This is a genomic window from Streptomyces sp. NPDC001634 (assembly GCF_040298185.1).
Lineage (GTDB): Bacteria > Actinomycetota > Actinomycetes > Streptomycetales > Streptomycetaceae > Streptomyces.
The window spans coordinates 164,355-190,530 of record NZ_JBEOZU010000004.1; the positions used below are offsets into that span (position 1 = coordinate 164,355).

Below are 26,176 nucleotides of genomic sequence, written 5' to 3' on the forward strand. Positions count from 1 at the left end.
GGCTCAGCGGCGGCTCACGACGGTGAAACGGACGGGGGTGCCCGGAGTCGACTGGGCCGCGGCCGCGAGGTCGGCGGACCGGACGACCGCGATCACCGGGTACCCCCCGGTGGTCGGATGGTCGGCCAGGAAGACGACCGGCCTGCCGTCGGGCGGTACCTGGACCGCGCCCAGAACCATCCCCTCGCTGGGGAGTTCGCCCGGCCGGGCACGTTCCAGCACGGGGCCCTCCGTGCGCAGGCCGATGCGGTTGCTCGCGGAGGACACGCGGTACGCGCGCGTGACGAGGGTGCGGATCGCATCCGCCGTGAACCAGTCGGCGCGCGGCCCCAGCGTCACCCGCAGCACCAGCTCGGCCGGCGGACCCGGCTGCGGAACGGCGTCCACGCGCGCGTGGGGACCGATCGGCCTCCCCAGGGGGAGCACGGCACCGTCCGTGAGTGGCGGCGGCCCGAGCCCGGAGAGCAGGTCCGTGGACCGGCTTCCGAGGACCGGCTCCACGGCCACCCCACCCGAGACACCCAGGTAACTGCGCACTCCGGACCGGGCGGGCCCGACGTCGAGCAACGCGCCGCCCGGCACCCGCACCGGCGCCCCCCAGGGCGCGGGACGGCCGTCCACGGTGACCTTGCAGGGCGCACCGCCGACCGCGACAACGACCGTCGAACGGGGCCGCACGGCACAGCCGTTGAGCGTCGTCTCCAGGACGGCCGCCGCGGGCGGATTGCCGACCAGCCGGTTGACGAGCGCCGCCGCGGGCGCGTCGAGCGCCCCGGAGCGCGGCACCCCGAGATGGGCATGACCGGGCCGCCCTTGGTCCTGCACGGTTGTCAGCGCCCCGGCCCGGACGACGGCGAGCGCACGGTCCGTCATCCGGACCCCACCGGGACGAAGCGGACGCGGGCGCCCGGGGCGAGCAGAGCGGCGGGCACGCGCGCGTGGTCCCACAGGACCGTGTCGGTCGTGCCGATGAGCTGCCAGCCGCCCGGCGACGAGCGCGGGTACACGCCCGTGTACGGGCCCGCGAGCGCCACCGAGCCCGTCGGCACGGCCGTGCGCGGGGTGGCTCGGCGCGGCACGTCGTAGCGGTCCGGCAGACCGGTGAGATAGCCGAAGCCGGGCGCGAACCCGCAGAACGCGACCCGGAACTCGGCCGCCGCGTGGATCCGCGCCACCTCGTGAGGCGGCACGCCCCACAGGGCGGCCACCTCCGGCAGATCGGGACCGTCGTACCGTACGGGGATCTCGATCGCGTCCTCGGCGCGCGCGGGCACCGGCGGGATCTCCCATGCGGCGAGCCGGGCCGCGAACCGTGAGGGATCGGGCAGGCCGTCGAGGAGGACCGTTCGGGCGGCCGGGACGATCTCACGTACCGTCAACTCGCCGGCGGCCCTGCGGCGCAGCAGTTCGGCGTGCAGGGCCTGCGCCTGCTCGCCGGAGGACAGCTCGACGAGCAGGGCCTCGTCGCCCACGGGCAGCGCCCTCATGCGAAGGCCTCCACGCGTACGCCCGAGGCCTCCAGCTCGGCACGCACCCGGCGGGCCAGCTCGACCGCGCCGGGCGTGTCGCCGTGCAGACACAGGGAGCGCGCCCGTACGGGGATGTCGCGTCCGGAGTGCGCGGAGACGACCCCGAAGCGGGCGAGGCTCACCGAGCGCTCCACGACCGTGTCCGCGTCGGTGACCACCGCGCCGTCCTGGCCGCGCGGCACGAGCGTGCCCTCATCGGTGTAGGCGCGGTCCGCGAACGCTTCGGTGACGACCGGGAGTCCGGCCTTCTCGGCCACCTCGAGCAGGCGTGACCCGGGCAGACCCAGCACGGGCAGCGCAGCGTCCGCGAGCAGCACGCCGTCGACGACCGCCTCCGCCTGCCGCTGGTCGTGGACGACCCGGTTGTAGAGCGCGCCGTGCGGTTTCACGTACGACACGCGGGAGCCCGCCGCACGCGCGAAGACCTCCAACGCACCCATCTGGTACGCCACTTCTGCGGCCAGCTCGGCGGGCGGCACGTCCATCGCACGCCGCCCGAAACCGGCCAGGTCGCGGTAGGAGACCTGGGCGCCGATCCGTACGCCGCGCTCGGCCGCCAGCTCGCACACCCGCCGCATGGTGGCCGCGTCCCCGGCGTGGAATCCGCAGGCCACGTTGGCGCTCGTGACGACGGACAGCAGCCGCTCGTCGTCGGTGAGCTGCCACCGGCCGAAGCCCTCGCCGAGGTCGGCGTTCAGATCGATCATGGTCCCTCCTGGTCGGGCGACGTCAGGCGACGCGGTACTGGTCGTCGCGGGCGTCGGTGATGAACATCTGCCCCGGTGCGTGGGTGATGGCGAACGGCGGGCGCGAGGCCGTCACCGCGGCCTGCGGGGTCACACCGCAGGCCCAGAACACCGGGATGTCGTCCGGTTCGGCGTCCACCGGGTCGCCGAAGTCGGGTCGGCCGAGGTCATCGATGCCGAGGCCCGACGGATCGCCGCAGTGTACGGGGCTGCCGTGGACGGCCGGGAGCAGACTGCTCTCGCGGATGGCGGCCGCCAGGTGCTGCGGCGGAATCGGGCGCATGGAGACCACCATGGGGCCGTGCAGCCGCCCCGCCGGACGGCACTGGCGGCTGGTCACGTACATCGGGACGTTGCGGCCCTGCTCGATGTGGCGCATGGGGACGCCCGCCTCGGTGAGGGCCCACTCGAAGGTGAAGCTGCAGCCGATGAGGAAGGAGACCAGGTCGTCGCGCCAGTGGGCGACCACGTCCGTCGGCTCGTCCACCAGTTCGCCGTCCCGCCACACCCGGTAGCGCGGCAGATCGGTGCGCAGGTCGGCGCCGTCCGCGAGGAGCGTCGACCAGGAGCCGGCGTCGGTGACGTCGAGGACCGGGCAGGGCTTCGGATTGCGCTGGCAGAACAGCAGCGTGTCGTAGGCCCAGTCGGCGGGGACCGAGATCAGGTTGACCTGGGTGTGGCCCGCGGCGGCCCCGGCCGTGGGGCCGGTGAGACCTTCCCGGAAGCGGGCCCGGGCGTCTTTCGCGCTCCACGTGTGCGCGTGCTCGTCGACAAGGGTCAGGGGGCGGTCTTCCGTACGGTTCACAGCAGTTCCTTCCCGCGTGTCTCCGGAAGTCCCAGCAGCGCCAGTGCCGCGAGGCCGTATCCGATCGCGCCGAAGACCAGCGCACCGCCCACGCCCCAGCTGTCGGCCAGGAAGCCCACCAGGGTCGGGAAGACGGCGCCCACGGCGCGGCCGGTGTTGTAGGTGAAGCCCTGCCCCGTGCCCCGCACCGCGGTCGGATACAGCTCGCTCAGATAGGACCCGAAGCCGCTGAAGATCGCCGACATGCAGAACCCGAGCGGGAAACCGAGAAGCAGGAGAAGGGTGTTGGCGCCGCTCGGGATGTTCGCGTACGTCAGGATGCAGATCGCCGAGAGCAGTGCGAAGAGCCAGATGTTGCGCCTGCGGCCCAGCCGGTCGGTGAGGTATCCGCCGGTCAGGTAGCCGATGAAGGCTCCGGAGATCAGGAAGGTAAGGTACGTGCCGGTGCCGACGACGGACAGGCCGCGTTCCGTCTTCAGATAGGTCGGCACCCAGGTCGCCAGCGTGTAGTAGCCGCCCTGCACACCGGTGGAGAGCAGGCCCGCGAAGACCGTCGTGCGCAGCAGACCCGGGGCCTCGGCCGTGCCCGGCTTGAAGATCGCCGCGAAGGAGCCCTTCCGGTCGCTCCGTTCGCGCACGGCCGTCGCCACCGGGGCGTCGTGCACCCGGCGGCGCACCCAGATCACGAGCAGGGCGGGCAGTGCGCCGGTCCAGAACATCACGCGCCAGGCGAGGTCGTTGCCGACGAAGGAGAAGACCAGGGTGTAGACGACGGCGGCGAGCGCCCAGCCGACGGCCCAGGAGCTCTGGATCGCGCCGAGAGTACGGCCCCGGTGTTTGGCGCTTGCGTACTCGGCGACCAGGATCGCGCCGACCGCCCACTCGCCTCCGAAGCCAAGGCCCTGGAGGGCGCGGAAGACCAGCAGCGTCTCGTAGGTGGGCGCGAAGCCGCAGGCGACCGTGAACACGGCGTAGGTGATCACGGTGATCATCAGGGCCTTGACCCGTCCGATGCGGTCGGCGACCACGCCCGCGACGGCACCGCCGACCGCGGAGACGACCAGGGTGACCGTGGTGAACAGGCCGGTCTGGCCGCTGTCCAGACCGAAGTGGGCCGCCAGCGCGACCATGCTCAGCGGCAGCGTGAAGTAGTCGTAGGAATCGAGGGCATAGCCGCCGAAAGCGCCCGCGAAGGCGCGACGGCCGCGCGGCCCCAGGGCGCGCAGCCAGCCCAACGGGCCGTCGCCGGCGCTGCGTTCATCCGTTTCCGGCCGGGTGTCGGAGGTCAGCGCCTCCGGCGGAGGGGTTGTGCTCATGGGCACCTCGCAGATGAGGGACGGAGGGTGCTGGGAACTGAGCTGTGCCGTGCGGAAGCCGCGGCGCCGCAGTGGAGAGCGGGGCGGCGCCGTGCGTAGCAAGGTAGAGGATCGTTGAACGATCCTTCAATACCCATGTTGTTTCGTCCTTGTATCTGCGATTGAATTCCGGTCATGGCAGAGCAGCTGACGGGACTGGCCGACGACCGCGCGCTTCTGGGGCGCACCAGCACCGCCGAGCGGGTTTCGGACATCCTCAGGAGCCGGATCGCCGAGGGGTACTTCCCGCCCGGCACCCGGCTGTCGGAGGACAGCATCGGCGGTGCGCTCGGCGTCTCCCGTAACACGCTGCGGGAGGCGTTCCGGCTGCTCACGCACGAGAGGCTGCTCGTCCACGAGTTGAACCGGGGGGTCTTCGTACGGGTTCTGACCGTCGAGGACGTCGAGGACATCTACCGCACCCGCAGGCTCGTCGAGTGCGCCGTCGTACGGGGGCTCGGTGAGCCGCCGTACGCGCTGGAGGGACTCACCGAGGCCGTCGCGGCGGGACGGCGGGCAGCCCGCGACGGCGACTGGAGCGGGCTGGGCACGGCCAACATCCACTTCCACCGGGAACTGGTGGCCCTCGCGGGCAGTGCGCGCACGGACGAACTGATGCGGAGCGTCTTCGCCGAACTACGACTGGCCTTCCATGTCGTGGACGACCCGCGGCGACTGCACGAGCCGTATCTCGTACGCAACCAGCAGATCCTCGAGACCTTGCAGGCGGGAGAGTGCGACCGGGCCGAGGAACTGCTCACGGTCTACCTCCAGGACTCGCGCGCGGGCCTCGTCGAGGTCTACGGGCGCCGGGTGGCCGAAGGAGGATAAGGGGCCGCGCCCCGACGGGACGCGCCCTGTAGGGGCGCGGGGAACTGCGCGACCAGCCACGCACGGCCCGCACGGGAAATGCGACCGCGCTTCCGGCTCCCCCGGCGGAGCGCCGTCGTTTGGGCCGTTGTCAGACCGAGGACCTAATCTGTGCACCGTGACTTCGCCTGCATCGACGGACCGTGTTCCGCCCCAGCTCGGCGCGGGGCCGCGCCCCGCTCCGGGACCGGCCGCCGACGAGGGGCTGGCGCGGCGGCTGCGCGCGCTCGCCTGCACCGCGCCGCTGCACGACCTCGACGCACGCAAGGCGAACCTCGCGGGGGAGTACTCGGTGTACGGGATGGCGGAGGTCGCCCTTGCCGCCATCGACCTGGTCACGCTGAACATGGACTTCGACACGGGCGCCGACCACGACCAGATAGTGGCGCGCCTCATCCCGCGCATCGCCGCCCAGGCCCCGCAGCGCCCGGTCGCCGAGCACGAGAGGGTGGCCCGCTGGGTCCTGGAGAACCTGATCAACGTCGGCAGCGTCGACCGCGGCTTTCGAGCCGTATACGGCACATTTGCGCCGGATGGTGCATATGTCCGCCGTGACTACGACTTCAAGCTGATCGAAGAGGTGCCGGGGTACGGCGGAAGCGTCTACCTCCGTACGACGGACGAGGCGGTCAACGTCCTCGTCGGCGCCCTCGACACGGACGTCACCAGCGCCCAGATCGCTGCCGAGGTCAAGCTGGAGGTGCTGATCAGTCGCGGACGCCTGGCCGACGCCCAGCTCGCGGCCGAGCAGGCGCGCTACCGGACCGTGCAGTACTCGGAGACGCTACGCAAGGCCCTGGACGCGACCCGGCGCAACGTCCGGGCGGTGGACTGGCTGAACGCGGTACCGGACATGATCGCCGAGGCCCTCGACCACGTCGCCGACCGCTACCGCCACGAGAACGCGATCCTCACCAACATCCGCAAAGCCCGCGACGAGTCCGAGGACCCCGAGCAGAAGCGGCGCGCCGCCGAACTCGTCGACATCGTCAAGGACTGCATCCGCAGGCACACACAGCTGCAGTCACGGCTCCTGGAAGCCGGACCGCTGTTCCGCGCCGAGCAGGACCGGCAGGCGTTCGCCACGCCGATGACGACGTCGGGGATAGATCTGTACGGGCATCTGGTGGCACCGGTGCTGCCGCTCCCGCTGGAGCAGGCGATCCGTGTCACCGACGCCTTCTTCGCCCAGGGGACGGGGCTGCGCACCCCCGGTTCTGTGCGGGTCGCGGACCTCGTCGACCTGCTGCTGACGCCACCGGTGGAGCGCGAGCACCTCGGGGCCGAGATGCCCGAGCCGGATCTGATCGCCACGCCGGACGACAGCCGGTTCAGCGAGGAGCAGCTGGCCGCAGCCATGGAGCTGCTCGACCTGCCGGCGGATGCGCCGCGACGGCTGTCCGGGCTGCTCACCGAGGCCCGCCGTCGGGATCCCGATCTGCCGTATCTGGTTGCCCTGTTGGCCGTGCATGCGGCCAGCCCCCCGGTTGGCACGGCCTACCGGCAGGGCGAGGAGAAGCTGTTGTTCGCCGTGGACGACGGCACGGAGCTGGACGATCCCGAGTTCGGCGGTGCGGACCTGATCGTCGGCACGGCTCTGCTGGATGCGGCGGGAATGGCCGCGGACCGGACAGAAGCGGCATGACCAGCAACACATATCAGCGCAACGAGGAGCCCCAACCGTGACCGAGCACGTCGAGTGGAGTGAGCCGGAGGCCGCCGCCCCGTCGGTGAGCAGCGCCGTCACCCCCGCCGACGCCGCCGACGCGGCGCGGCTCGTCGCGTTCGGGCTGCAGCCCAAGCTCCAGCCCGCCCGTGACCAGGAGTACGCGGAGCTGCTGCGCCGCTACCGCGAGGACCCGCCGTTCGCGCGGCTCGCAGACGCCGTCGCCACCGGGCTGGGCCTGGTCGTCCTGGAGGTTTCCCCGCGCGCGGGGATGGCCGTGACCGCCGCCGAGGACTCCGTGTTCGCCGTCCGTATGGGCGACTACGCGCGTCGCACGTCGTCCGACTCCGGTGACCGCTTCCTGCACGGTCTCGCCCATCTTGCCGTCGCCGCCCTGGCGTTCCCACGCCCCGAGGACCTGGCCGACGACGGCTACATCGGGCGCGTCACGGTCAACGGCGTCGACGCCTTCGTACGCCAGGCCTGCCGCCGGCTGGAGGAGCGGGCCGAGGAACAGGGCGAGAACACCGACCCGGCGACGGACGCGCCCGGCCTGGAGGCGGCCTGGCGGATCTGGGCCAGACGCAGCGCGACCGGGGCCACCAAGGATGCGCGCAGGCTGGCGGGTTCGACCACCGGCATCGTCGGCAAGGCCGTCGCGTTCCTCACGGACTCCGGGTTTCTGCAGCGCACGGGCGACGAGAGCGGCGGCACGTACCGCACGACGGCCCGATACCAGCTCCAGGTTCGCGACATGGCGGGCAGTGCCGCCATGGCCGAACTCCTCGAACTGGGCGTCGTCCCGGTGACCGACGGCACGGCCAGCCTGCTGCCCGCCGAGGACACCGACGACCTGGAGCTGGTGGCCGACGCCGGCCTGCCGTTCCATTCCGGAAGCTCCTGAAGCCACCCGGAGCTCCTGAGCTCCGGCAGCTCCCGAACTTCCCCACGTTTCCGAAGACTCAGCAAGACTTACGACGAGAGTCCGCCGCCATGTACGAGCTGTCCCGGGTCCGCCTCTACTCCATCGGGCCCGCCGGTGCGCGCTATGCCGACACCGTGCTGGACCTGCGGGGTGTGGGTGATCCGGTGCCCGACCCCGCGCCCACCCAGGGCGAGTTCTTCGAGGAGGAGCCCGCCGGGCCACCGCGCCGGCCCGCGCCCGCGGGCGTGCTCTTCCTGGAGAACGGCGGCGGCAAGTCCGTCCTGCTCAAGCTGATCTTCTCGGTGATGCTTCCGGGTCACCGCAACACGCTCGGCGGCGCCAGCTCGGGTGTGCTGCGCAAGTTCCTGCTCGCAGACGACTGCGGGCACGTGGCCCTGGAATGGCAGCACACGCTGACCGGCGAATGCGTCGTGGTCGGCAAGGTGAGCGAGTGGCGCGGACGCCAGGTCTCCAACGACCCGCGGAAGTTCGCGGAGGCCTGGTACTCCTTCCGGCCGGGCCCCGGGCTCAGCCTGGACAATCTGCCGGTCGCCGAGTCCACCGCCGTACGTCCGCCCGTCGAGGGCGCTTCCGGGGCGCAGGGGCGCCGCCGCACGATGAAGGGCTTCCGGGACGCCCTCACGGAGGCGGGCAAGGCGTACCCGCATCTGGAGGTGCACTGGGAGGAGATCCACGACCGCTGGAACGAACACCTGACCGACCTCGGTCTGGACCCCGAACTCTTCCGCTACCAGCGGGAGATGAACGCCGACGAGGGTGAGGCCGCCGGCCTCTTCGCGGTCAAGAAGGACTCCGACTTCACGGATCTGCTGCTGCGCGCCGTCACCGACACCCGGGACACCGACGGACTCGCCGATCTGGTGAGCGGTTTCGGCAACAAGCTGGGCCGGCGCTCCGAGCTGATCGCCGAACGCGACTTCACGGCCGGGTCGGTGGACCTGCTCGGGCGCATCGTCGACGCCGCCGAGGCGCGTTCGCGGGCACGGGACATCCACGCCGGAGCCGAGCGGCGGACGCGCACACTGGCGCGGCGGCTGTGCGCGCGCGGGGTACAGGAGCGGGTGCGGGCCGCCGACCTCGCCCAGCGGGTGACCGCCGCCGCGTACGCCGTCACCCATGCCGAGGGCGCCCGCGAGCGCAGTGCGCTGATCGCGGCCGAACTTGCCTATCGGCATGCCTCGCTGGCGCTGGCCGGAGCGGAGAAGGCCGCCGCCGCGCAGAAGCGCGAACTGGCCGACGCACGCCAGCTGTACACGGCCTGGCAGGCCGCCGAGGCCGTGCTGCGGCACCGTGCCGCCGCCGACCGCTCCGCGCGCGTTGCGGCCGTGATCAGGGACGCCGAGCGGGACGCCGCACCGGCGCTCGCCGCCCGCGCCAAGGCCGCCGTCGATCTCGTACGGGCGCTGCACGCGGCCGCCGAGAGCGCCGAGACCCTCGCCAACGAGGAGGAGGAGCGGTCCGCCGCGCTCCAGGAGGTCAGCGAGTCCGCTTACCGCGACTCGACCGCTGCCGCCACGGAGGCCCAGCGCGCCCGCAGTGAGGTCGGACATCTGCGCCAGCGCCTGAGCGAGGTCGAGCAGGAGACCACGGAGGCCGTGCGTGCGGGCTGGCTGGACGACAGCGCGCCCGACGCCGACCCGGCGCGGGCTGCGCTCGCCGCCAGCGACGCCGAGAAGACGGCCGTCGCTGCCTGGGACACAGCACGTGAGGCCTCCCGCCGGGCGTCCGAGCACGCGCGCGAGGCGGCATCCGCCGAGTCCCGCACGGAACTGACAGCAGCCCGCGCGGCGGACGCTGCCACGGCCGCAGCGCGGGCGTACGAAGCCGAGCACCGGACGGCTCAGGCGCTTGCGGCGGAGGAGCGGCTGGCGGAACTGCTGAGCCTGTCGGGAAGCGGCGCCCGTACCCGGGTGCCGGGGCCCCGCCGTGACGAGGACACGGGCGCGGCCGATGCCCCGGCAACGGGGGAGGGCCCCCTCACCCCCGAGGAGTTGGACGGCTTCGCCGACGAACTGCGCGAGCTGCTCGACGACACCGTCTCCTCCGCCGAGCGACAGCTCTTCGAACTGCGGACCGCCGCGGCCGACGACGCCCGTATCCTCGGCGCCCTCGGTGACGGTGGGCTCCTGCCGCCGGGCCCCGACGTGCTGGCGACCGTCGAGTTCCTCGGCGAGCACGGCATCCCCGCCCTGCCCGGCTGGCGCTATCTCGCGCAGGCCGTCGACCCCGCCGACCACGCGCGCGTGCTGGCCGCCCGGCCCGAACTGGTCGACGGTGTGATCATCACCGACCCGGACTCGCACGCTCGGGCCCGCGAGACGCTGAGCGACGCCGCGCTGCTGCCGCGCTCCGCCGTCGCCGTCGGCACGGCCGCCGCGCTGCTCGCCCCGACCCCGGCCCTCGACGAGGGCGGCAACGGCGGCGATGTGTTCCTCGTCCCGCCGAACCCGGCCATGCACGACGAGCACGCCGCCGACGAGGAGCGGCAGGCGCTGCGCGCGCGGGCCGGCGAGCGGGACGAGGAGATCCGGGTGCTGGCGGCCCGGCTCGGCAAGGACCGCGAACTGGCGGCCCGGCTGGCGTCCTGGCGCACCGGCTGTCCGGCCGGACGGCTCACCGAACTCGCCACGGCCGCCCGGGACGCGCGCGTGTTCGCGGAGGAGGCCGAGGCCGAACTGGCCGAGGCGCGCACCGTCCGGGCCGAGGCCGACGAGGCCGCGGCCGAGGCCGCCCAGGTGCGCGACGAGCGGCAGGAGGCCGCGCAGAAGGCCCGGCGGGCCGCGGACGCGCTCGCCGGACTCGCCTTCCGGCTGCGTGAACGCGCCGGCTGGCAGGTCAAGGTGCGCGAACTCGCCGACGACGCGGTCGAGTCGGAAGCGCGTGCCCAGTCCTGTCTGGAGCGCGCCCGTGCCGCCGACGAGGACCGGCGCGCTGCCCAGCGCGCCGCAGACGACGCCCGCCGCACGGCGCGAGCACTGCGCGCCGAACGTGCGGAGATCGCGGGCGCCCCCGACGACGTGCCGGAGGACGACGCCGACACGCCGAAGGCGTCCCTGCCCGCCCTCCGCGAGGCCTACCGGGCCGCCTCCCAGGTGTACGAGAAGGTCGGCGTCGGCGCCGACCTGAGGGCCGAGCAGGCGCGGGCCGAGAGCGACGAGTCCGCCGCGCTCGCCGAACTGGACCGGCTCAGCAACAAGGTGCGTACACGCGCCGAACAGCTCCTTGAGTCCCCGGACGGCTCCGACGGCCCGTCCCGGCAGGCCGCCGCCGCTCGCGCGGAAGAGCTGGTGCAGCTCCTGGAGACCCGGATGTCCACGGCGAGCGAGCATCTCGGCCGGCTGCGCGGCGAGGCCGAGCGGCACGCGCCCGAGGACGGCGAGGCCCACACCGAGCTGAACGAGGAGCTGGTACCCCGGGACACCGAGCACGCCCAGACCCTGCTGCGCGCGGCGACCGGCGAACTCGCCTCCCGCGCCGAGGCGCTCAGCCAGGCCCGCGAGGCACATGCCGAACTCCTCGACGCCCACCGGGCAGCCGAGGACGCGGCGAGCGGCTTCGACGAGATCGCGGCGATGCTCCGCGACCTGCTGCGCGAGCACGCCTCCGACGAGGAGCATGAGCAGCCGGAGCCCTACCCGGGCACCCTCGAAGAGGCCCGGCAGGCCGCCGCCGAGGCCCGCCGCTCGCTGCGCGGCTGCGCCGCCGACCTGTCCGCCGCCGAAGCGTCGGTACGTGAGGCCGGCGACGTACTCGTACGGCACGCCAACTCCACGCGGTACGAGCAGGTCCGCACGCCCGCCCGGCAGCAGATCCGTGAACTGCCCGCGTCCGCACTGCCGGAACACGCGCAGAAGTGGGCGGAGGCGTTCGCGCCCCGACTCCGCGTCCTCACCGATGAGTTGGCGCAGCTGGAACGCAACCGGGACTCGATCGTGGACCGGCTGCGCGGGCTGGTGGAGTCCGCACTGGCCACCCTGCGGTCGGCCCAGCGGCTGTCCCGCCTGCCCGAGGGGCTCGGCGAGTGGTCCGGCCAGGAGTTCCTGCGCATTCGCTTCGAGGAACCCGACCAGGCCACTCTCATCGAACGGCTCGGGGAGGTCATCGACGAGGCGACCCGGGCCGCCGTGAAGAAGAATTCCGACCTGCGGCGCGACGGAATGTCACTGCTCCTGAGGGGAGTCGGCGCGGCGCTCCAGCCCAAGGGCGTCACCGTCGAGATCCTCAAGCCCGACGCCGTACTGCGCGCCGAGCGGGTGCCGGTCGGGCAGATGGGTGACGTGTTCTCCGGTGGCCAGCTGCTCACCGCAGCCATCGCCCTGTACTGCACGATGGCCGCGCTGCGGTCGAACGACCGCGGCCGCGACAAACACCGCCACGCCGGCACGCTGTTCCTGGACAACCCCATCGGACGTGCCAACGCGACATACCTTCTGGAGCTTCAGCGGGCCGTGTCGGACGCGCTCGGCGTCCAGCTCCTGTACACCACCGGCCTGTTCGACACGACCGCGCTCGCCGAGTTCCCGCTGGTCATCCGGCTGCGCAACGACGCGGACCTACGGGCCGGACTGAAGTACATCCGTGTCGAGGAGCATCTGAGGCCCGGACTGCCGCAGCAGCCCCAGGCGGGGGAAGCGGTGCACAGCGAGATCACGGCGACACGGATGTTCAAACGACCGGCAGTAGGCGCCCCGTAGAGGCGGGGCGTGACCACGGTGGGGCGGGCTCGTCAGCAGCCCGCTCCTCCGCGCCCCTCACCCCATCACGGGTGCGACAGCTGCCCGGTCCCGCCCTGCCTGCGTATACGCTCCTGCGCCCGCTCCGCGGCCCGCGCCTGCCGACGGGCCAGGCGCCGCTCCCTGCGCAAGGACCGGGCCGTGCTGCTCGGAGCCGAGACCACCCCATTGCGCTGGTTCCACACCTGGCGCGTCACCCAGACGTCGAGCACGCCCCAGGTCGCGACCACCGTGCTGGCCACGCTGCTCAGCACCATGGGGAACGCCAGCCAGGAGCCCGCCAGCGTGCACAGGAAGGCGATCACCGCCTGGATCAGCGTCACCGAGATGATGAGCACCGCCCGCACCGCCGCCGTCCGCACCGGATCCGGCAGCCGCCGCCGGCGCGCGGGCTCCTCGACCCACAACGGCCGGTAGTAGGGCGCCTCGCGCTGTCCCTTGTCCTTCGTGGTGCGCCTCTCGCCCGCCGACGAGCTCCACCCGTCCGCCATGCCGCGCCCCTCCGTTGCCTCTCGGCCCGCGTCCGCCGGAATGTCGCGATCCGGTGCCTGCGGGCGCCGTCGCATCGCCGTGGGCGTCGCAACACCCGTCCCGGGCGCCCCGACCCGCTCCCCCGTGCCCATCAACTCGTCACTCCCCACCGCCCGCAGCCCGCTCGTCCCGGTGTCATCCGACTCCGGCTTCCCAGTGGCTGCCCGGCTTGCGCTCTTTTACGCCGCCTGGTTGCGGCATGCGGCGCCTGTGGCCGATTCCGCCCCCATTTCCCGTACAGGAAGACGATCGACGTTCCGTGAAGATTCCCATCGAAGGAAAAATTCTGGCCAACCGGCCCATGTTCCCGGCCGGTTGCCCTCCTGCGCCGAACGCCGGTTTCCGGGATGCAATCTCCCGTAATGGCAGGACAACTCCCCATGTCCTGTTCGCTGTCCATGGGGTGGTGCGCCCGGTCGGTCCTTCGAGATACCTGTGTGTCGGTAGTAGGCTCACGCCGTTTGTTGACGCACATGTGTACCCCCCGGACCAGAGGGGGGCGAGCTGGGGGAGGCCATGCGCTTTCGCGGGAAGTCCATCCGCCGGAAGATCGTGGCGCTGCTTCTCGTGCCGCTGCTGTCCCTGACCGCCATCTGGGCCTTCGCGACGGAGCTCACCGGCCGCGGGGCCCAGTCGCTGTTCAACGTCTCGTACATCGTCGAGAAGGCCGGCTACCCCACCGAGGACACCGTTCGCGTCCTGCAACAGGAACGCCGCCAGACCCTCGTCTACCTGGCCGATCCGCGTGCCTCCGACTCGCTCGCCGCACTGCGCCGCAGCCGCGCCGCCACGGACCAGGTCATCGCGAAGCTCCGTCGCAACAGCAAGGACGGCGACCTGCGCGACGACATGGGGCCGGCCACCACCGAGCGCCTCGCCTCGATCCTGGACGCCCTCGAGGGCATCGACTCGCTGCGCCGCAGCGTCGAGGACGGCACCGTCAACCGCTCCCAGGCCCTCGACCTCTACAACCGGTTGATCGACCCCTGCTTCACGCTCCTGGCCAACCTGCAGGTCCTCGACAACGTGGAGATGGACAAGCAGGGCCGCGCCCTCGTCGGCGTCTCCCGGGCCCGCGAGCTGCTCTCCCGTGAGGACGCCCTCCTGGGCTCCGCGCTCGTCGCCGGCCGGGTCACCCGCCACGACATCCACGACGTCTCCGACCTCGTCGCCCAGCGTGCCGTGATGTACGACGTCAGCCTGGCGCTGCTGCCGGGCTCGGAGAGCGGACGCTTCCAGCGCTACTGGAAGAACGCCGACACCGCCCCCCTGCGCGTGGCCGAACAGACCGTCGTCAACGCCACCCCCGGCACCCCGCACGGCGTGACAGCCAAGAGCTGGGACGAGGCCGCCAGCCAGGTCCTCGGCCAGCTCGACAGGATGGGCACCGAGGCCGGAGACCGCTACCAGGACCGCGTCCGGCCCCTCGCCGTCGACGTCATCGTCAAAGCGGCCGTCGCGGGCGTCCTGGGCCTTGTCGCCCTGCTGGTCTCGCTGATCATGTCCGTACGCATCGGCCGCACCCTCATCCGCGATCTGCGCCGGCTGCGCCTGGAGGCACACGAGGCATCCGGGGTGCGGCTCCCCAGCGTCATGCGCCGGCTCTCGGCGGGCGAACAGGTCGACGTCGAGACCGAGGTGCCGCGCCTGGAGTACGACAAGAACGAGATCGGCGAGGTCGGCCATGCCCTCAACACCCTCCACCGCGCCGCCGTCGAGGCCGCCGTCAAGCAGGCCGAGCTGCGCGCGGGCGTCTCCGAGGTCTTCGTCAACCTCGCCCGCCGCAGCCAGGTCCTGCTGCACAGGCAACTCACCCTGCTCGACACCATGGAGCGCAGGACCGAGGACACCGAGGAACTCGCCGACCTGTTCCGCCTCGACCACCTCACCACGCGTATGCGCCGCCACGCCGAGGGCCTGGTGATCCTCTCCGGCGCCGCCCCCTCCCGGCAGTGGCGCAAGCCCATCCAGCTCATGGACGTGGTGCGCGCCGCCGTCGCCGAGGTCGAGGACTACGAACGCATCGAGGTGCGCCGGCTGCCCCGCGTCGCCGTCACCGGGCCCGCTGTGGCCGACCTCACCCACCTGGTGGCCGAACTCCTGGAGAACGCCACAGTGTTCTCGCCGCCGCACACCGCAGTGCAGGTCATCGGCGAACGTGTAGCCAACGGCTTCACCCTGGAGATCCACGACCGCGGCCTCGGCATGGCGGCCGAGGCGCTCCTTGACGCCAACCTCAGGCTCGCCGAGACCCCCGAGTTCGAGCTCTCCGACACCGATCGGCTCGGCCTCTTCGTGGTGAGCCGGCTCGCCCAGCGCCAGAACGTCCGCGTCTCCCTCCAGCCGTCCCCGTACGGCGGCACCACGGCCGTCGTCTTCATCCCCGACGCGCTGCTCACCGACGACGTCCCGGACACGAACGGGATCGGCTTCCGCCTGGACCGGGCGCTGCCCGGCAAGGAGACCGGCACCGAGGGCGAGCGCACGTCGGCGCTCTCCCACGGGCCCGTGAAGCTCCCCGGCATTCCGGCGTCGATCCTGGACGGGCCGGTCGAACTGGAGGCCCCCGTCGACCTTGACGCCATCGACGACTTCCCCGGTGCCCTCGGCGACGAGGACAGCGAACGCGGCGGTCTGTTCCGCCCGCGCAGCTCCCTCGGGGGCGTCCCGGCCGGGCACCACCAGCCGACACGCGACAGGCGGCGCGAACCGGGCCGCCCCGGCGACACCGACCACGCGGGCGACCCGGTCCCGCTGCCGCGCCGCCGGACCCCCAAGCTCGTCAGCTCGCACGGCCGCCCGGTGACGGGCCCGGAACCGCGACGCGGGGGAGCCGACGACCTGCCGGACCCGCTCGACCGGGCGGCGACGGGGCTTCGGGAAGCCGGCCGTCCGTCCGGTCTTGCAGGGGAACTCACGGGAGGCACCGCACGTTTGCACGGTGACCGCTCCGAGGCCCCCGCCCTGCCTCAGCGGCGTCGCACCCGGCCCTCGGCCGGCTCGGACGGGACCACTCCGCCCCGGGGCGCGGCGGCCGGAGAGGGCGAATCGGGCGCGGGTGCACTGCCCCGACGGGTCCGGCAGGCCAGCCTGGCCCCGCAGTTGAGGGAAGGCCCCGACCGGCGCGCCGAGCGTGAGGGGTCCCGCGCCGCGAACCGGGCGGGTCTCGCCGAGCGCGACGCCGACGAGGTCCGCAGCCGTTTCACCTCGCTCCAGCGGGGCTGGCAGCGCGGCCGCGAGGAGAACGCCGCGGGCGACGAGGCCCAGGACGGCTCAGCACGAGGAACGACAAAGGGGGACGGTCGATGACCGCACCGAAGGCCGGAGGGCCCACCGCGTCCAGCAAGGGGTCGGGAGAGCTGAACTGGCTTCTCGACGATCTGGTGGAGCGCGTCGCCAGCATCCGCAAGGCGCTCGTTCTCTCGAGCGACGGCCTGCCCACAGGGGTCTCCAAGGAGCTGAGCCGGGAGGACAGCGAGCACCTCGCCGCGGTCGCCTCCGGATTCCACAGCCTCGCCAAGGGCGTCGGCCGGCACTTCGACGCGGGTGGCGTCCGTCAGACCATCGTCGAACTCGACGAGGCGTTCCTGTTCGTGACCGCCGCCGGCGACGGCAGCTGCCTCGCCGTCCTCTCGGACGCCGACTCGGACGTCGGGCAGGTGGCGTACGAGATGACGCTCCTGGTCAAGCGGGTCGGCGTACATCTGGGGTCCGCTCCGCGCACCGATCTGCCCTCGGGCGGGTAGTGGGATGACATGAGCGGAGACGGTCAGGGAAGCAGCCACTGGTTCGACGACGAGGCCGGGCCGGTGGTCCGTCCGTACGCCATGACGCGCGGCCGCACCAGCCATGCGGCCCAGCACCGCCTCGACCTCATCGCGGTGGTCGTCACGGAGCCGGACGCGGACGACCCCGGGGCGGACCCGTCGCTGTCCCCGGAGCATGTGGGCATCGTCGAACTGTGCCGTGACACCCCCCAGTCGGTCGCCGAGCTCGCCGCCGAACTCGATCTGCCCATCGGTGTGGTGCGCGTCCTCATCGGCGATCTCGTGGACGAGGACCTGGTGCATGTGTCGCGTCCCGTGCCGCCCGCCGAGCTGGTGGACGAGAGCATCCTGCGCGATGTGATCAACGGCCTGCGGGCCTTGTGAGCCAGGGTTTCCGCGCGCTCCGGGCGAGCGTGCGGAAATCTGGGCGGGGCCGTCTGCCGGTGGCGTGACAAGGCACGCCGGTGGGCGAACCGACGCCAGGACGGCCCTGCCGTTATGATCTGACCGATCGTCGACGACTGACCGCAGTGGGCCGATCACCCACCTGCGGACACGGTTCCGACCAGCGCGATCGGAGAGACGGACGTGACCACGGGCTGGCAGTTCTGGGTCGACCGCGGCGGCACCTTCACGGACATCGTCGCGCGCCGCCCGGACGGGCGCCTGCTCACCCACAAGCTGCTGTCGGACAACCCCCACCGGTACGCCGACGCAGCGGTCGCGGGCGTACACGAACTCCTCGACGACGGCGGGCCGATCGACGCCGTCCGGATGGGCACCACCGTCGCCACCAACGCACTGTTGGAACGCAAAGGAGAACGCACCCTCCTCGTCATCACCCGTGGCTTCCGTGACGCCCTGCGCATCGCCTACCAGAACCGTCCGAGCATCTTCGCCCGCGCCATCGAGCTGCCCGAGCTGCTGTACGAGCGGGTCGTCGAGGTCGACGAACGCATCGCCGCCGACGGCACCGTCCTGCAGGCCCCCGATCTGGAAGCACTGGCGGGACCGCTCCAGGAGGCCTACGACGACGGGATCCGCGCGATCGCCGTGGTCTGCATGCACAGCCATCTGTACCCCGCCCACGAGCAGGCCGTCGGCGAGCTGGCCGCCCGCACCGGCTACCCCCAGATCTCGCTCTCCAGTGAGGTCAGCCCCCTGATGAAACTGGTCCCGCGTGGCGACACCGCGGTCGTCGACTCCTACCTCTCGCCCGTCCTGCGCCGTTACGTCCAGCACGTCGCCGACGAACTCGAAGGCGTCCGGCTGATGTTCATGCAGTCCAACGGAGGGCTCGCCGAGGCCGGACAGTTTCGCGGCAAGGACGCCATCCTGTCCGGGCCGGCGGGCGGCATCGTCGGCATGGCCCGGATGTCGCAGCTCGCCGGTTTCGACCGTGTCATCGGCTTCGACATGGGCGGCACATCCACCGATGTGTCGCACTTCGCCGGTGAGTACGAACGCGTCTTCACCACTCGGATCGCCGGTGTCCGGCTGCGGGCGCCCATGCTCGACATCCACACGGTCGCGGCGGGCGGCGGCTCGATCCTCCACTTCGACGGCTCCCGCTACCGCGTAGGGCCGGACTCGGCGGGCGCGGACCCGGGGCCCGCCTGCTACCGCGGCGGCGGCCCGCTCACCGTGACCGACGCCAACGTCATGCTCGGCCGTATCCAACCCGCCCACTTCCCCAGGGTGTTCGGCCCGGACGGCGACCAGCCGCTCGAGGACGCTCTTGTCCGGGAGCGGTTCGCCGCGCTCGCGGACGAGATCCGTGAGCGGACCGGCGACGACCGCACCCCCGAACAGGTCGCCGAGGGCTACCTGCAGATCGCCGTTGCCAACATCGCCAACGCCGTCAAGCGGATCTCGGTCCAGAAGGGCCACGACGTCACCCGCTACGCGCTCACCACCTTCGGTGGAGCAGGTGGCCAGCATGCGTGCATGGTCGCGGACTCTCTGGGCATCCGCACCGTCCTCGTACCGCCCATGGCGGGTGTGCTCTCCGCGCTCGGCATCGGACTGGCCGACACCACGGCCATGCGCGAACAGTCCGTCGAGGCACCCCTGGAGCCCGCCTCGATGCCCGGCGTCCTCAAGACCGCCGACGACCTGGAGAGCGCCGCCCGCGCAGAACTCCTCGCCGAGGACGTTCCCCAGGACCGCATCCGGGTCACCCGCCGGGCCCAGCTGCGATACGACGGCACGGACACCACCCTCACCGTCGAGCTGACCGAGCCCGACGCGATGAGGCACGCCTTCGAAAGTCGTCATCGCGCCACGTACTCCTTCACGCTCGACCGCCCGATCGTCGTCGAAGCCCTCTCCGTGGAAGCCACCGGCATCACCGAACCCCCCGATCTCTCCGCCCTCGCCCCATACGAAGGCCAACCCGCCGCCCCCGAGACCGTCCGCCTCCACACGGGCGGCGCCTGGCGCGACGTACCTCTCCACCGCCGGGAGCACCTCCCTCCCGGCGAATCCGTCACCGGCCCCGCGATCATCACCGAGGCCAGTGCGACGACCGTCGTCGACGACGGCTGGCGGGCCGCGGCGACCGACGACGGGCATCTGGTCATGGAACGCGCGGCGATTACGGAGAGTTCCGGTCTCGACACAAAAGCCGACCCGGTTCTGCTCGAGGTCTTCAACAACCTCTTCATGTCCATCGCCGAACAGATGGGCGCCCGTCTCGAATCCACCGCCCAGTCGGTCAACATCAAAGAACGCCTGGACTTCTCCTGCGCCCTCTTCGACCCCGAGGGCAACCTGGTCGCCAACGCCCCGCACATCCCCGTCCACCTCGGTTCGATGGGCACCAGCGTCAAGGAGGTGATCCAGCGGCGCGCGGGCGGCATGCGCCCCGGCGACGCATACGCGGTCAACGACCCGTACCACGGCGGCACCCATCTGCCTGACGTCACCGTCATCACCCCGGTCTTCGACACGGAGGGTGAGCGGATCCTCTTCTACGTCGCCTCCCGCGGGCACCACGCGGAGATCGGCGGCATCGCCCCCGGCTCCATGCCCGCCCACAGCCGAGTCATCGAGGAGGAGGGCGTCCTCTTCGACAACTGGCTGCTCGCCGAGAACGGCCGCTTTCGTGAGGAGGAGACGTTCCGCCTGCTCACCGAGGCGCCGTATCCCTCGCGCAATCCGAGGACCAACCTCGCCGACCTGCGCGCCCAGATCGCCGCCAACCAGAAGGGCGTCGACGAAGTCGGCCGAATGATCGAGAACTTCGGGCTCGACGTCGTCCAGGCGTACATGAAGCACGTCCAGGACAACGCCGAGGAAGCCGTCCGCCGTGTCATCGATGCCCTGGACGACGGCGAGTACGCCTACGAGACCGACTCCGGCGCGGTCATCCGAGTCCGTGTGCGCGTGGACCGTGAGAACCGCTCCGCGACCGTCGACTTCACCGGGTCGTCCGAGCAGCTCGACTCCAACTTCAACGCCCCCTTCTCGGTCGTCAACGCCGCCGTCCTCTATGTCTTCCGCACCCTCGTGGCCGACGACATCCCTCTCAACGACGGCTGCTTGCGGCCCCTCGACATCGTCGTGCCACCCGGTTCGATGCTCGCGCCCGAGTTTCCGGCCGCTGTCGTCGCCGGCAACGTCGAGACCTCGCAGGCTCTCACCGGCGCCCTGTACGCGGCCCTCCGAGTACAGGCCGAGGGCTCCGGCACCATGAACAACGTCACCTTCGGCAACGACCGGTACCAGTACTACGAGACAGTGGCCTCCGGCTCCGGCGCCGGAGACGGCTTCCCCGGCGCACCCGTCGTGCAGACCCACATGACCAACTCGCGCCTGACGGATCCCGAGGTCCTCGAGTGGCGGCTGCCGGTCCTGCTCGACGAGTTCGCCGTACGGCGCGGCAGCGGCGGGGCCGGCCGCTGGCGCGGCGGGGACGGCGCCGTGCGCCGCATCCGATTCCAGGAGCCCATGACCGTCTCAACCCTCTCCCAGCACCGCAGAGTCCCGCCCTACGGCATGGCGGGAGGCAAGCCCGGAGCGCTCGGCGCCAACCGCGTCGAACGCGCGGACGGAACCGTGAGGCATCTCGCGGGCAGTGATTCGGAAGACGTCGGCCCCGGCGACGTACTGGTCATCGAAACCCCCGGCGGCGGAGGCTACGGACCGCCGCCCCTCGACCCCCATCCAGCAGGAGAAGAGAACGATGATCTTCGGGCGCAGTGAGCGCGGTAAGCCTCCGTTCGAGCCCGTCACGCTCAAGATCCTCGTGGCCGGCGGATTCGGCGTGGGCAAGACGACCCTCGTCGGCGCGGTCAGCGAAATCAGGCCGTTGCGTACAGAGGAGGTGCTCACCGAGGCGGGCCGCCCGGTCGATGACACCAGTGGCGTGGAGGGCAAGCACACCACCACCGTCGCCATGGATTTCGGCCGGATCAGCCTGCGCGAGGATCTGGTGCTGTACTTGTTCGGGACGCCCGGCCAGGACCGCTTCTGGTTCCTGTGGGACGAACTGGCCACCGGTGCCCTGGGTGCCGTCGTCCTCGCCGACACCCGCCGTCTGGAGGACTGCTTCGCCGCCGTCGACTACTTCGAGCGGCGCTCCATACCCTTCGTCGTCGGCGTCAACTGCTTCGAAGGCGCGGCCCGTTACCCGGCCGAGGCCGTACGTCGGGCACTCGACCTCGACGACGACGTACCGGTCGTGGTCGGCGACGCCCGTGAGCGCGAGTCGGTCAAGGAGTTCCTGATCGAGGTCGTCCGGCACGCCATGGCGCACACGACCGACCGCCGCGAGAGCATCACCACCTGAATCCGGGGCACGTACGGCCCGTACCCCCGCCGACCGGGGTACGGGCCGCAGTCGTGTACGCGCGCGTGACTCACGCGGGACGCACGCGCGCGTGAAGGGTGCTTCTCAGTTCACTCCGTCCTCCTGCCAGCCGAAGCTCTTCTCCACGGCCTTGCGCCAGTTGTGGTACTCGCGGTCGCGCACCGACCCCTCCATGGCGGGCGTCCATTCGACGTCCTTCTGCCAGTGCGACTTCAGCTCGTCGAGGTCGTTCCACACCCCGGTCGCGAGGCCCGCGGCGTACGCCGCACCCAGGCAGGTCGTCTCAGAGACCCTCGGACGGATCACCGGCACACCGAGCACGTCCGACTGGTGCTGCATCAGCAGGTTGTTCTTCGTCATGCCGCCGTCGACCTTCAGGGTGGTGATCTGCACCCCGGAGTCCTGGTACATGGCGTCCACGACCTCGCGCGTCTGCCAGCTCGTCGCCTCCAGCACCGCCCGCGCGAGGTGTGCCTTGGTGACATACCGCGTCAGCCCGGTGATCACACCGCGCGCGTCGGAGCGCCAGTACGGCGCGAACAGGCCGGAGAACGCAGGCACGATGTACGCCCCGCCGTTGTCCTCGACACTCGCCGCCAGTGTCTCGATCTCGTCCGCGGTACGGATGATTCCGAGCTGGTCGCGGAACCACTGCACCAGTGCACCCGTGATCGCGATCGATCCCTCCAGACAGTAGACTGGGGCCTCACCGCCGATCTTGTAGCCCATGGTGGTCAGCAGTCCGTTCTTCGACGGCACCGGCCGGTTACCGGTGTTGAGCAGGAGGAAACTGCCCGTGCCGTAGGTGTTCTTCGCCGTGCCCACGTCGTAGCAGGCCTGGCCGAACACGGCGGCCTGCTGGTCGCCGAGCGCCGATGCGACAGGGACGCCCGCGAGCTGGCCCACGGCGGCTCCGTACACCTCGGAGGAGGACCTGATCTCCGGCAGGACCACCTCCGGGACGTTCATGGCGGACAGAATCGAGGAGTCCCATTGGAGCGTCTCCAGGTTCATCAGCATCGTGCGCCCGGCGTTGGTGACGTCGGTGACGTGCTGTCCGCCGTCCGTGCCTCCGGTCAGGTTCCAGATCAGCCAGGAGTCGATGGTGCCGAAGGCGATCTCGCCGCGCTCGGCGCGGGCCCGGAGGCCGGGCACGTTGTCGAGGAGCCAGGCGGCCTTGGGACCGGAGAAGTAGCTCGCGAGCGGCAGTCCCGTCTGCTCGCGGAAACGGTCCTGCCCGTCGGAGCCCCCGAGTTCGTTGCACAGCGCGGCCGTCCGGGTGTCCTGCCAGACGATCGCGTTGTGCACGGGCTTGCCCGTGGCGCGGTCCCACAGGACCGTCGTCTCGCGCTGGTTGGTGATGCCGAGCGCGCTGAGCTGATCGGCCCGCAGTCCGGCCTTCGCGATCGCGCCCGCGACCACCGCCTGCACCTTGGACCAGATCTCCGTGGCGTCGTGCTCCACCCAGCCCGGCTTGGGGAAGATCTGGCGGTGCTCGCGCTGGTCCACGGCGACGATCGCACCGCTCTGGTCGAAGATGATGCAGCGGCTGGACGTGGTGCCCTGGTCGATCGCGGCGACGTACTTCTGGGCGTTGTCCGTCATGACGTCCCCTTCGTCAAAGGGTCAGAAGGCTGCTTTGTACACAAGGGCCGCGAGCACCCCGCCGATCAGCGGTCCCGCCACCGGTATCCAGGCGTAGCCCCAGTCCGACGTCCCCTTGTTGGGGATCGGCAGCAGGGAGTGGGTGATGCGCGGGCCGAGGTCACGGGCGGGGTTGATCGCGTATCCAGTGGGCCCGCCGAGGGAGAGGCCGATGCCGACGACGAGCAGGGAGACGAGCAGGATTCCGATGCCCGAGCCGTACGCCGTCTGCGAGCCGGGTATGGGGCCGATGCCGGTACCGAGGTTCTTGCCGAAGAACAGGATGGGCAGCACGAGACCCATGGTTGCGATGATCTCGGTGATCAGGTTGGCGACCGGATTGCGGATCTCCGGGCCTGTGGAGAAGATCCCGAGCGTGGGCTGGGCCTTGTCCTCCTCGGCATTGGCCTGGAACTGCGCGAAGTACAGCAGCCAGGTCAGAACGGCGCCGAGGATGGCGCCCGCCATCTGGCCCAGCAGGTAGTACGGGACATCCGCCCACTTGGTGATCCCGGCGACGGCGAGGCCCAGGGTCACCGCCGGGTTGAGGTGGCCGCCGGACTTCGGAGCGGCGGTGTACGCGCCCGCAAGAACGCCGAAGCCCCAGCCGAATGCGATGACGACCCAGCCCGCGCCCTTTGCCTTGGAGTAGTTGAGGGTGACGGCGGCGCAGACACCGGCGCCGAACAGGATGAGGATGGCTGTGCCGATCAACTCGCCGACAAAGATGCTTGCATGGGTCATAGCGGCTCCTAGGCCCTCGCCCGGGGCAGTCCCGCCCCGTGTCCGTCCTCCGTGCAGGGTGCGTTTCCCTTGGCGACTTCAGCCGAAGGCAGGGAGGGTCCCGCGCCCCGCCCGGCGTCCGCGACGAGTGTGCCTGTCCGGCGGAATCGCCTGTGAGGGACGGCCCGTGGTACATGCCTGGGCCTCGAGGGCGCATGACTCGAATGCGCCCGAATGCGGCGATGCCGACTGACATCCGGAAGTTTTCCCCGGCACCCGAAGAGCGTCAAGGTCAGTGACGGCAACGGTTGAGAGTCTCCGGCCGGGTCACATGAGGCGGTGCCTCAGTCCCGCCCCGCCCGCCTGGGCCGGGGCCGCCATCGAGCCGCGGCGGATCTCGTGGCCCGGCAGGCCGGCCCGGCCGAGCACCCAGCTTGCCCCGGCCAGCGCCTTCGCGGCCTGCTTGAGGGGCGCGAGGCAGGCGGCTGCCTGACGGTGGTCGGTCACACTGCCGGGTGCGCACAGGACCGTGGCCAGGGACAGTGTGACGGTACGTCCGCCGGCCGCCCAGGGTGCGTCCAGCATCGACGCGGCCAGCGGATCCATTCCCTCCGGGTCCGCCAGCACCAGGAAATCGTCCCCGCCGATGTGCCCCACGCGCGTGCTCTCGGAGGCGGCGCCCTGCAACGCCCGTCCCACCGCGCGGATCAACTCGTCTCCGGCGGCGAACCCCGCACCGTCGTTCACCTGCTTGAAGTGGTCGACGTCCAGCCAGCTCAGCGCGAACATCCGCCCGTCCGCGATCCGCTGGTCCACCTCACCGGTGATCGCGTCCGAACCTGGCAGCCGGGTCAGCGGATTGAGCCCTGCCGCCTCCTCGACCCGGCTCTCGGCGAGCGCCCGTACAAGATCCGCGAGCCGTACGACCCCCACGCACCGCCCGTTGTGGTCGACCACCGCCACATCGTCCGAGGTACGGTCCCGGCCCCCGTCCGCCACCACGTCGAGCACCTCCCACGCGGTGGCGTCGACCCCGACCGTGCGCGGCGGATCACCGAGCTTGGCGGCCGGCCGGTCGGCGTACAGCGCATGCCCGTAGCGCCCCGACATCGACAGCAGGAAGCGCGAGCGGTGTACCGAACGGAACGGCACCCCGGCCGGGTCCACCAGCAGTACGCCGGACACCTCGGGCGACCCCGTGAGCAGCGCCCGCACCTGCCCGGCCGAGGCCGTCGCGGGCAGCAGCGCGGCGGGCCGTACGAACTGCCGCACCGACGGTCCGGTGCGCGGCGTCGCCACGACGGATGAGGGAAGCGGCGGAACGTATACGTCCACTACGGGCCGCCGGGACGGCGGCGCGAACAGGTCGCCCTGTGCCAGCTGTGCCCCCGCCGCCAGCACGGCCGCACACTGCAACTCGGTCTCGACGCCCTCGACCGACAGCAGCGCGCCCAGCTGCTCGCACAGCGTCCGCATGGCCCGCACCGCAGCCGGGCGCGTCACCAGCGTCACATCGAGCTTCATCAGGTCCGGCGACAGGTCCGTGAGCAGCCGCAACGGTACGTCGCCGTCGCCGACGCCGTCCGCGGAGATCCGGAAGCCCTCGCCCCGCAGTACGGCGACCGCCTCCAGCAGCGCCCGGTGCGGCACATGCGTGTACGGCGGGCCGATGTCGATCGTCACCTCCCACGGCAGCCGCCCCGCCTCGCGCACGGCCTCCCGGAGCGCGGCGAGGCCTCCGAGATCGGCGAGCGTTCCGGCGAACACGTTGACGTGCAGCGGCAGCAACGTCTCCTTCCGCGCTGCCGCGCGGACCGCCAACGCGGCCAGGTTCCCGTCGAGTTCGGGGTCCCGGCGGGCCTGCGCCAGGACGTCGCCGGTCTCCGGGCGCGCAAGGATCTCCAGCGCCGCGACCCCTCCGGTCGTCAGGTTGACCACCGGCTGGAAGGCAAAGCGGAGAGTATCCGTCCAGGAGGGCACGGGAGCATGATGGCGCCGCCGGCGCACCCCGAGGCCCAGTTCATGACCTGTTCACACAGGATTCCCAG

18 protein-coding genes are annotated in these 26,176 nt (G+C 71.6%); 9 read left to right on the forward strand and 9 right to left on the reverse strand.

Features of this window, described 5'->3' with window-relative positions; translation table 11 throughout:
* Positions 1 to 3: 3 nt before the first annotated feature.
* The 5 genes from ABT186_RS04255 to ABT186_RS04275 are packed head-to-tail and all read right to left on the reverse strand — an operon-like array spanning position 4 to position 4,396.
* Positions 4 to 873, reverse strand: coding sequence for a 5-oxoprolinase subunit C family protein (locus tag ABT186_RS04255; RefSeq protein ID WP_351223192.1), 870 nt, complete (start codon positions 871 to 873; stop codon positions 4 to 6).
* Complete coding sequence (locus tag ABT186_RS04260; RefSeq protein WP_351223190.1) at positions 870 to 1,487, reverse strand: 5-oxoprolinase subunit B family protein; 618 nt, start codon at positions 1,485 to 1,487, stop codon at positions 870 to 872. Before ABT186_RS04260 ends, ABT186_RS04255 begins: the two co-directional genes overlap by 4 nt.
* Positions 1,484 to 2,236, reverse strand: a complete 753-nt coding sequence (locus ABT186_RS04265; RefSeq protein WP_351923485.1) for a LamB/YcsF family protein — start codon at positions 2,234 to 2,236, stop codon at positions 1,484 to 1,486. Before ABT186_RS04265 ends, ABT186_RS04260 begins: the two co-directional genes overlap by 4 nt.
* Positions 2,237 to 2,258: 22 nt before the next feature.
* Positions 2,259 to 3,080: a putative hydro-lyase gene (locus ABT186_RS04270; RefSeq protein ID WP_351223186.1), complete on the reverse strand. Its 822-nt coding sequence runs from the start codon at positions 3,078 to 3,080 to the stop codon at positions 2,259 to 2,261.
* Complete coding sequence (locus tag ABT186_RS04275; RefSeq protein ID WP_351923487.1) at positions 3,077 to 4,396, reverse strand: MFS transporter; 1,320 nt, start codon at positions 4,394 to 4,396, stop codon at positions 3,077 to 3,079. Before ABT186_RS04275 ends, ABT186_RS04270 begins: the two co-directional genes overlap by 4 nt.
* Before the next feature lie 174 nt (positions 4,397 to 4,570).
* Here ABT186_RS04275 and ABT186_RS04280 point away from each other — a divergent pair, with 174 nt between their 5' ends.
* From ABT186_RS04280 to ABT186_RS04295, 4 genes are all read left to right on the forward strand, one after another.
* Positions 4,571 to 5,266 (forward strand): GntR family transcriptional regulator, encoded by a 696-nt coding sequence (locus tag ABT186_RS04280; protein ID WP_351223182.1) that lies wholly within the window; start codon positions 4,571 to 4,573, stop codon positions 5,264 to 5,266.
* A 157-nt stretch (positions 5,267 to 5,423) separates the two neighbouring features.
* Complete coding sequence (locus ABT186_RS04285; protein WP_351223180.1) at positions 5,424 to 6,950, forward strand: hypothetical protein; 1,527 nt, start codon at positions 5,424 to 5,426, stop codon at positions 6,948 to 6,950.
* A 37-nt stretch (positions 6,951 to 6,987) separates the two neighbouring features.
* Complete coding sequence (locus tag ABT186_RS04290) at positions 6,988 to 7,875, forward strand: hypothetical protein (protein WP_351223178.1); 888 nt, start codon at positions 6,988 to 6,990, stop codon at positions 7,873 to 7,875.
* An 89-nt stretch (positions 7,876 to 7,964) separates the two neighbouring features.
* A complete protein-coding gene (locus ABT186_RS04295) occupies positions 7,965 to 12,611 on the forward strand; it encodes a hypothetical protein (RefSeq protein ID WP_351923489.1) in 4,647 nt (1,548 codons plus the stop codon).
* A gap of 65 nt (positions 12,612 to 12,676) precedes the next feature.
* On the opposite strand, the gene ABT186_RS04300 is transcribed toward ABT186_RS04295, so the two are convergent.
* Positions 12,677 to 13,273 carry a hypothetical protein gene (locus ABT186_RS04300; protein ID WP_351223174.1) on the reverse strand — a complete coding sequence of 199 codons (597 nt, stop codon included), beginning with the start codon at positions 13,271 to 13,273 and terminating at the stop codon, positions 12,677 to 12,679.
* Between the two features lie 424 nt (positions 13,274 to 13,697).
* On the opposite strand from ABT186_RS04300, the gene ABT186_RS04305 reads away from it, so the two are divergent.
* The 5 genes from ABT186_RS04305 to ABT186_RS04325 all read left to right on the forward strand — a co-directional run bounded on the left by ABT186_RS04305 (position 13,698) and on the right by ABT186_RS04325 (position 21,740).
* Positions 13,698 to 16,490 carry a nitrate- and nitrite sensing domain-containing protein gene (locus ABT186_RS04305; RefSeq protein WP_351923491.1) on the forward strand — a complete coding sequence of 931 codons (2,793 nt, stop codon included), beginning with the start codon at positions 13,698 to 13,700 and terminating at the stop codon, positions 16,488 to 16,490.
* A complete protein-coding gene (locus tag ABT186_RS04310; protein WP_351223170.1) occupies positions 16,487 to 16,927 on the forward strand; it encodes a roadblock/LC7 domain-containing protein in 441 nt (146 codons plus the stop codon). Before ABT186_RS04305 ends, ABT186_RS04310 begins: the two co-directional genes overlap by 4 nt.
* Before the next feature lie 9 nt (positions 16,928 to 16,936).
* Positions 16,937 to 17,332, forward strand: a complete 396-nt coding sequence (locus tag ABT186_RS04315) for a DUF742 domain-containing protein (protein WP_351223168.1) — start codon at positions 16,937 to 16,939, stop codon at positions 17,330 to 17,332.
* Positions 17,333 to 17,536: 204 nt separating this feature from the next.
* On the forward strand, positions 17,537 to 21,154 hold the full coding sequence (locus ABT186_RS04320; protein WP_351923493.1) for a hydantoinase B/oxoprolinase family protein: 3,618 nt from the start codon (positions 17,537 to 17,539) through the stop codon (positions 21,152 to 21,154).
* Positions 21,135 to 21,740 carry a GTP-binding protein gene (locus ABT186_RS04325; RefSeq protein WP_351223164.1) on the forward strand — a complete coding sequence of 202 codons (606 nt, stop codon included), beginning with the start codon at positions 21,135 to 21,137 and terminating at the stop codon, positions 21,738 to 21,740. Before ABT186_RS04320 ends, ABT186_RS04325 begins: the two co-directional genes overlap by 20 nt.
* Before the next feature lie 105 nt (positions 21,741 to 21,845).
* On the opposite strand, the gene glpK is transcribed toward ABT186_RS04325, so the two are convergent.
* From glpK to ABT186_RS04340, 3 genes are all read right to left on the reverse strand, one after another.
* The gene (gene glpK, locus ABT186_RS04330; protein ID WP_351223162.1) at positions 21,846 to 23,366 is read right to left on the reverse strand and encodes a glycerol kinase GlpK; all 1,521 of its coding nucleotides are present in this window, start codon (positions 23,364 to 23,366) and stop codon (positions 21,846 to 21,848) included.
* 21 nt (positions 23,367 to 23,387) lie between these two features.
* Positions 23,388 to 24,149: an MIP/aquaporin family protein gene (locus ABT186_RS04335; RefSeq protein WP_351223160.1), complete on the reverse strand. Its 762-nt coding sequence runs from the start codon at positions 24,147 to 24,149 to the stop codon at positions 23,388 to 23,390.
* Between the two features lie 306 nt (positions 24,150 to 24,455).
* Positions 24,456 to 26,108 carry an EAL domain-containing protein gene (locus ABT186_RS04340; RefSeq protein WP_351223158.1) on the reverse strand — a complete coding sequence of 551 codons (1,653 nt, stop codon included), beginning with the start codon at positions 26,106 to 26,108 and terminating at the stop codon, positions 24,456 to 24,458.
* Between the last annotated feature and the right edge of the window lie 68 nt (positions 26,109 to 26,176).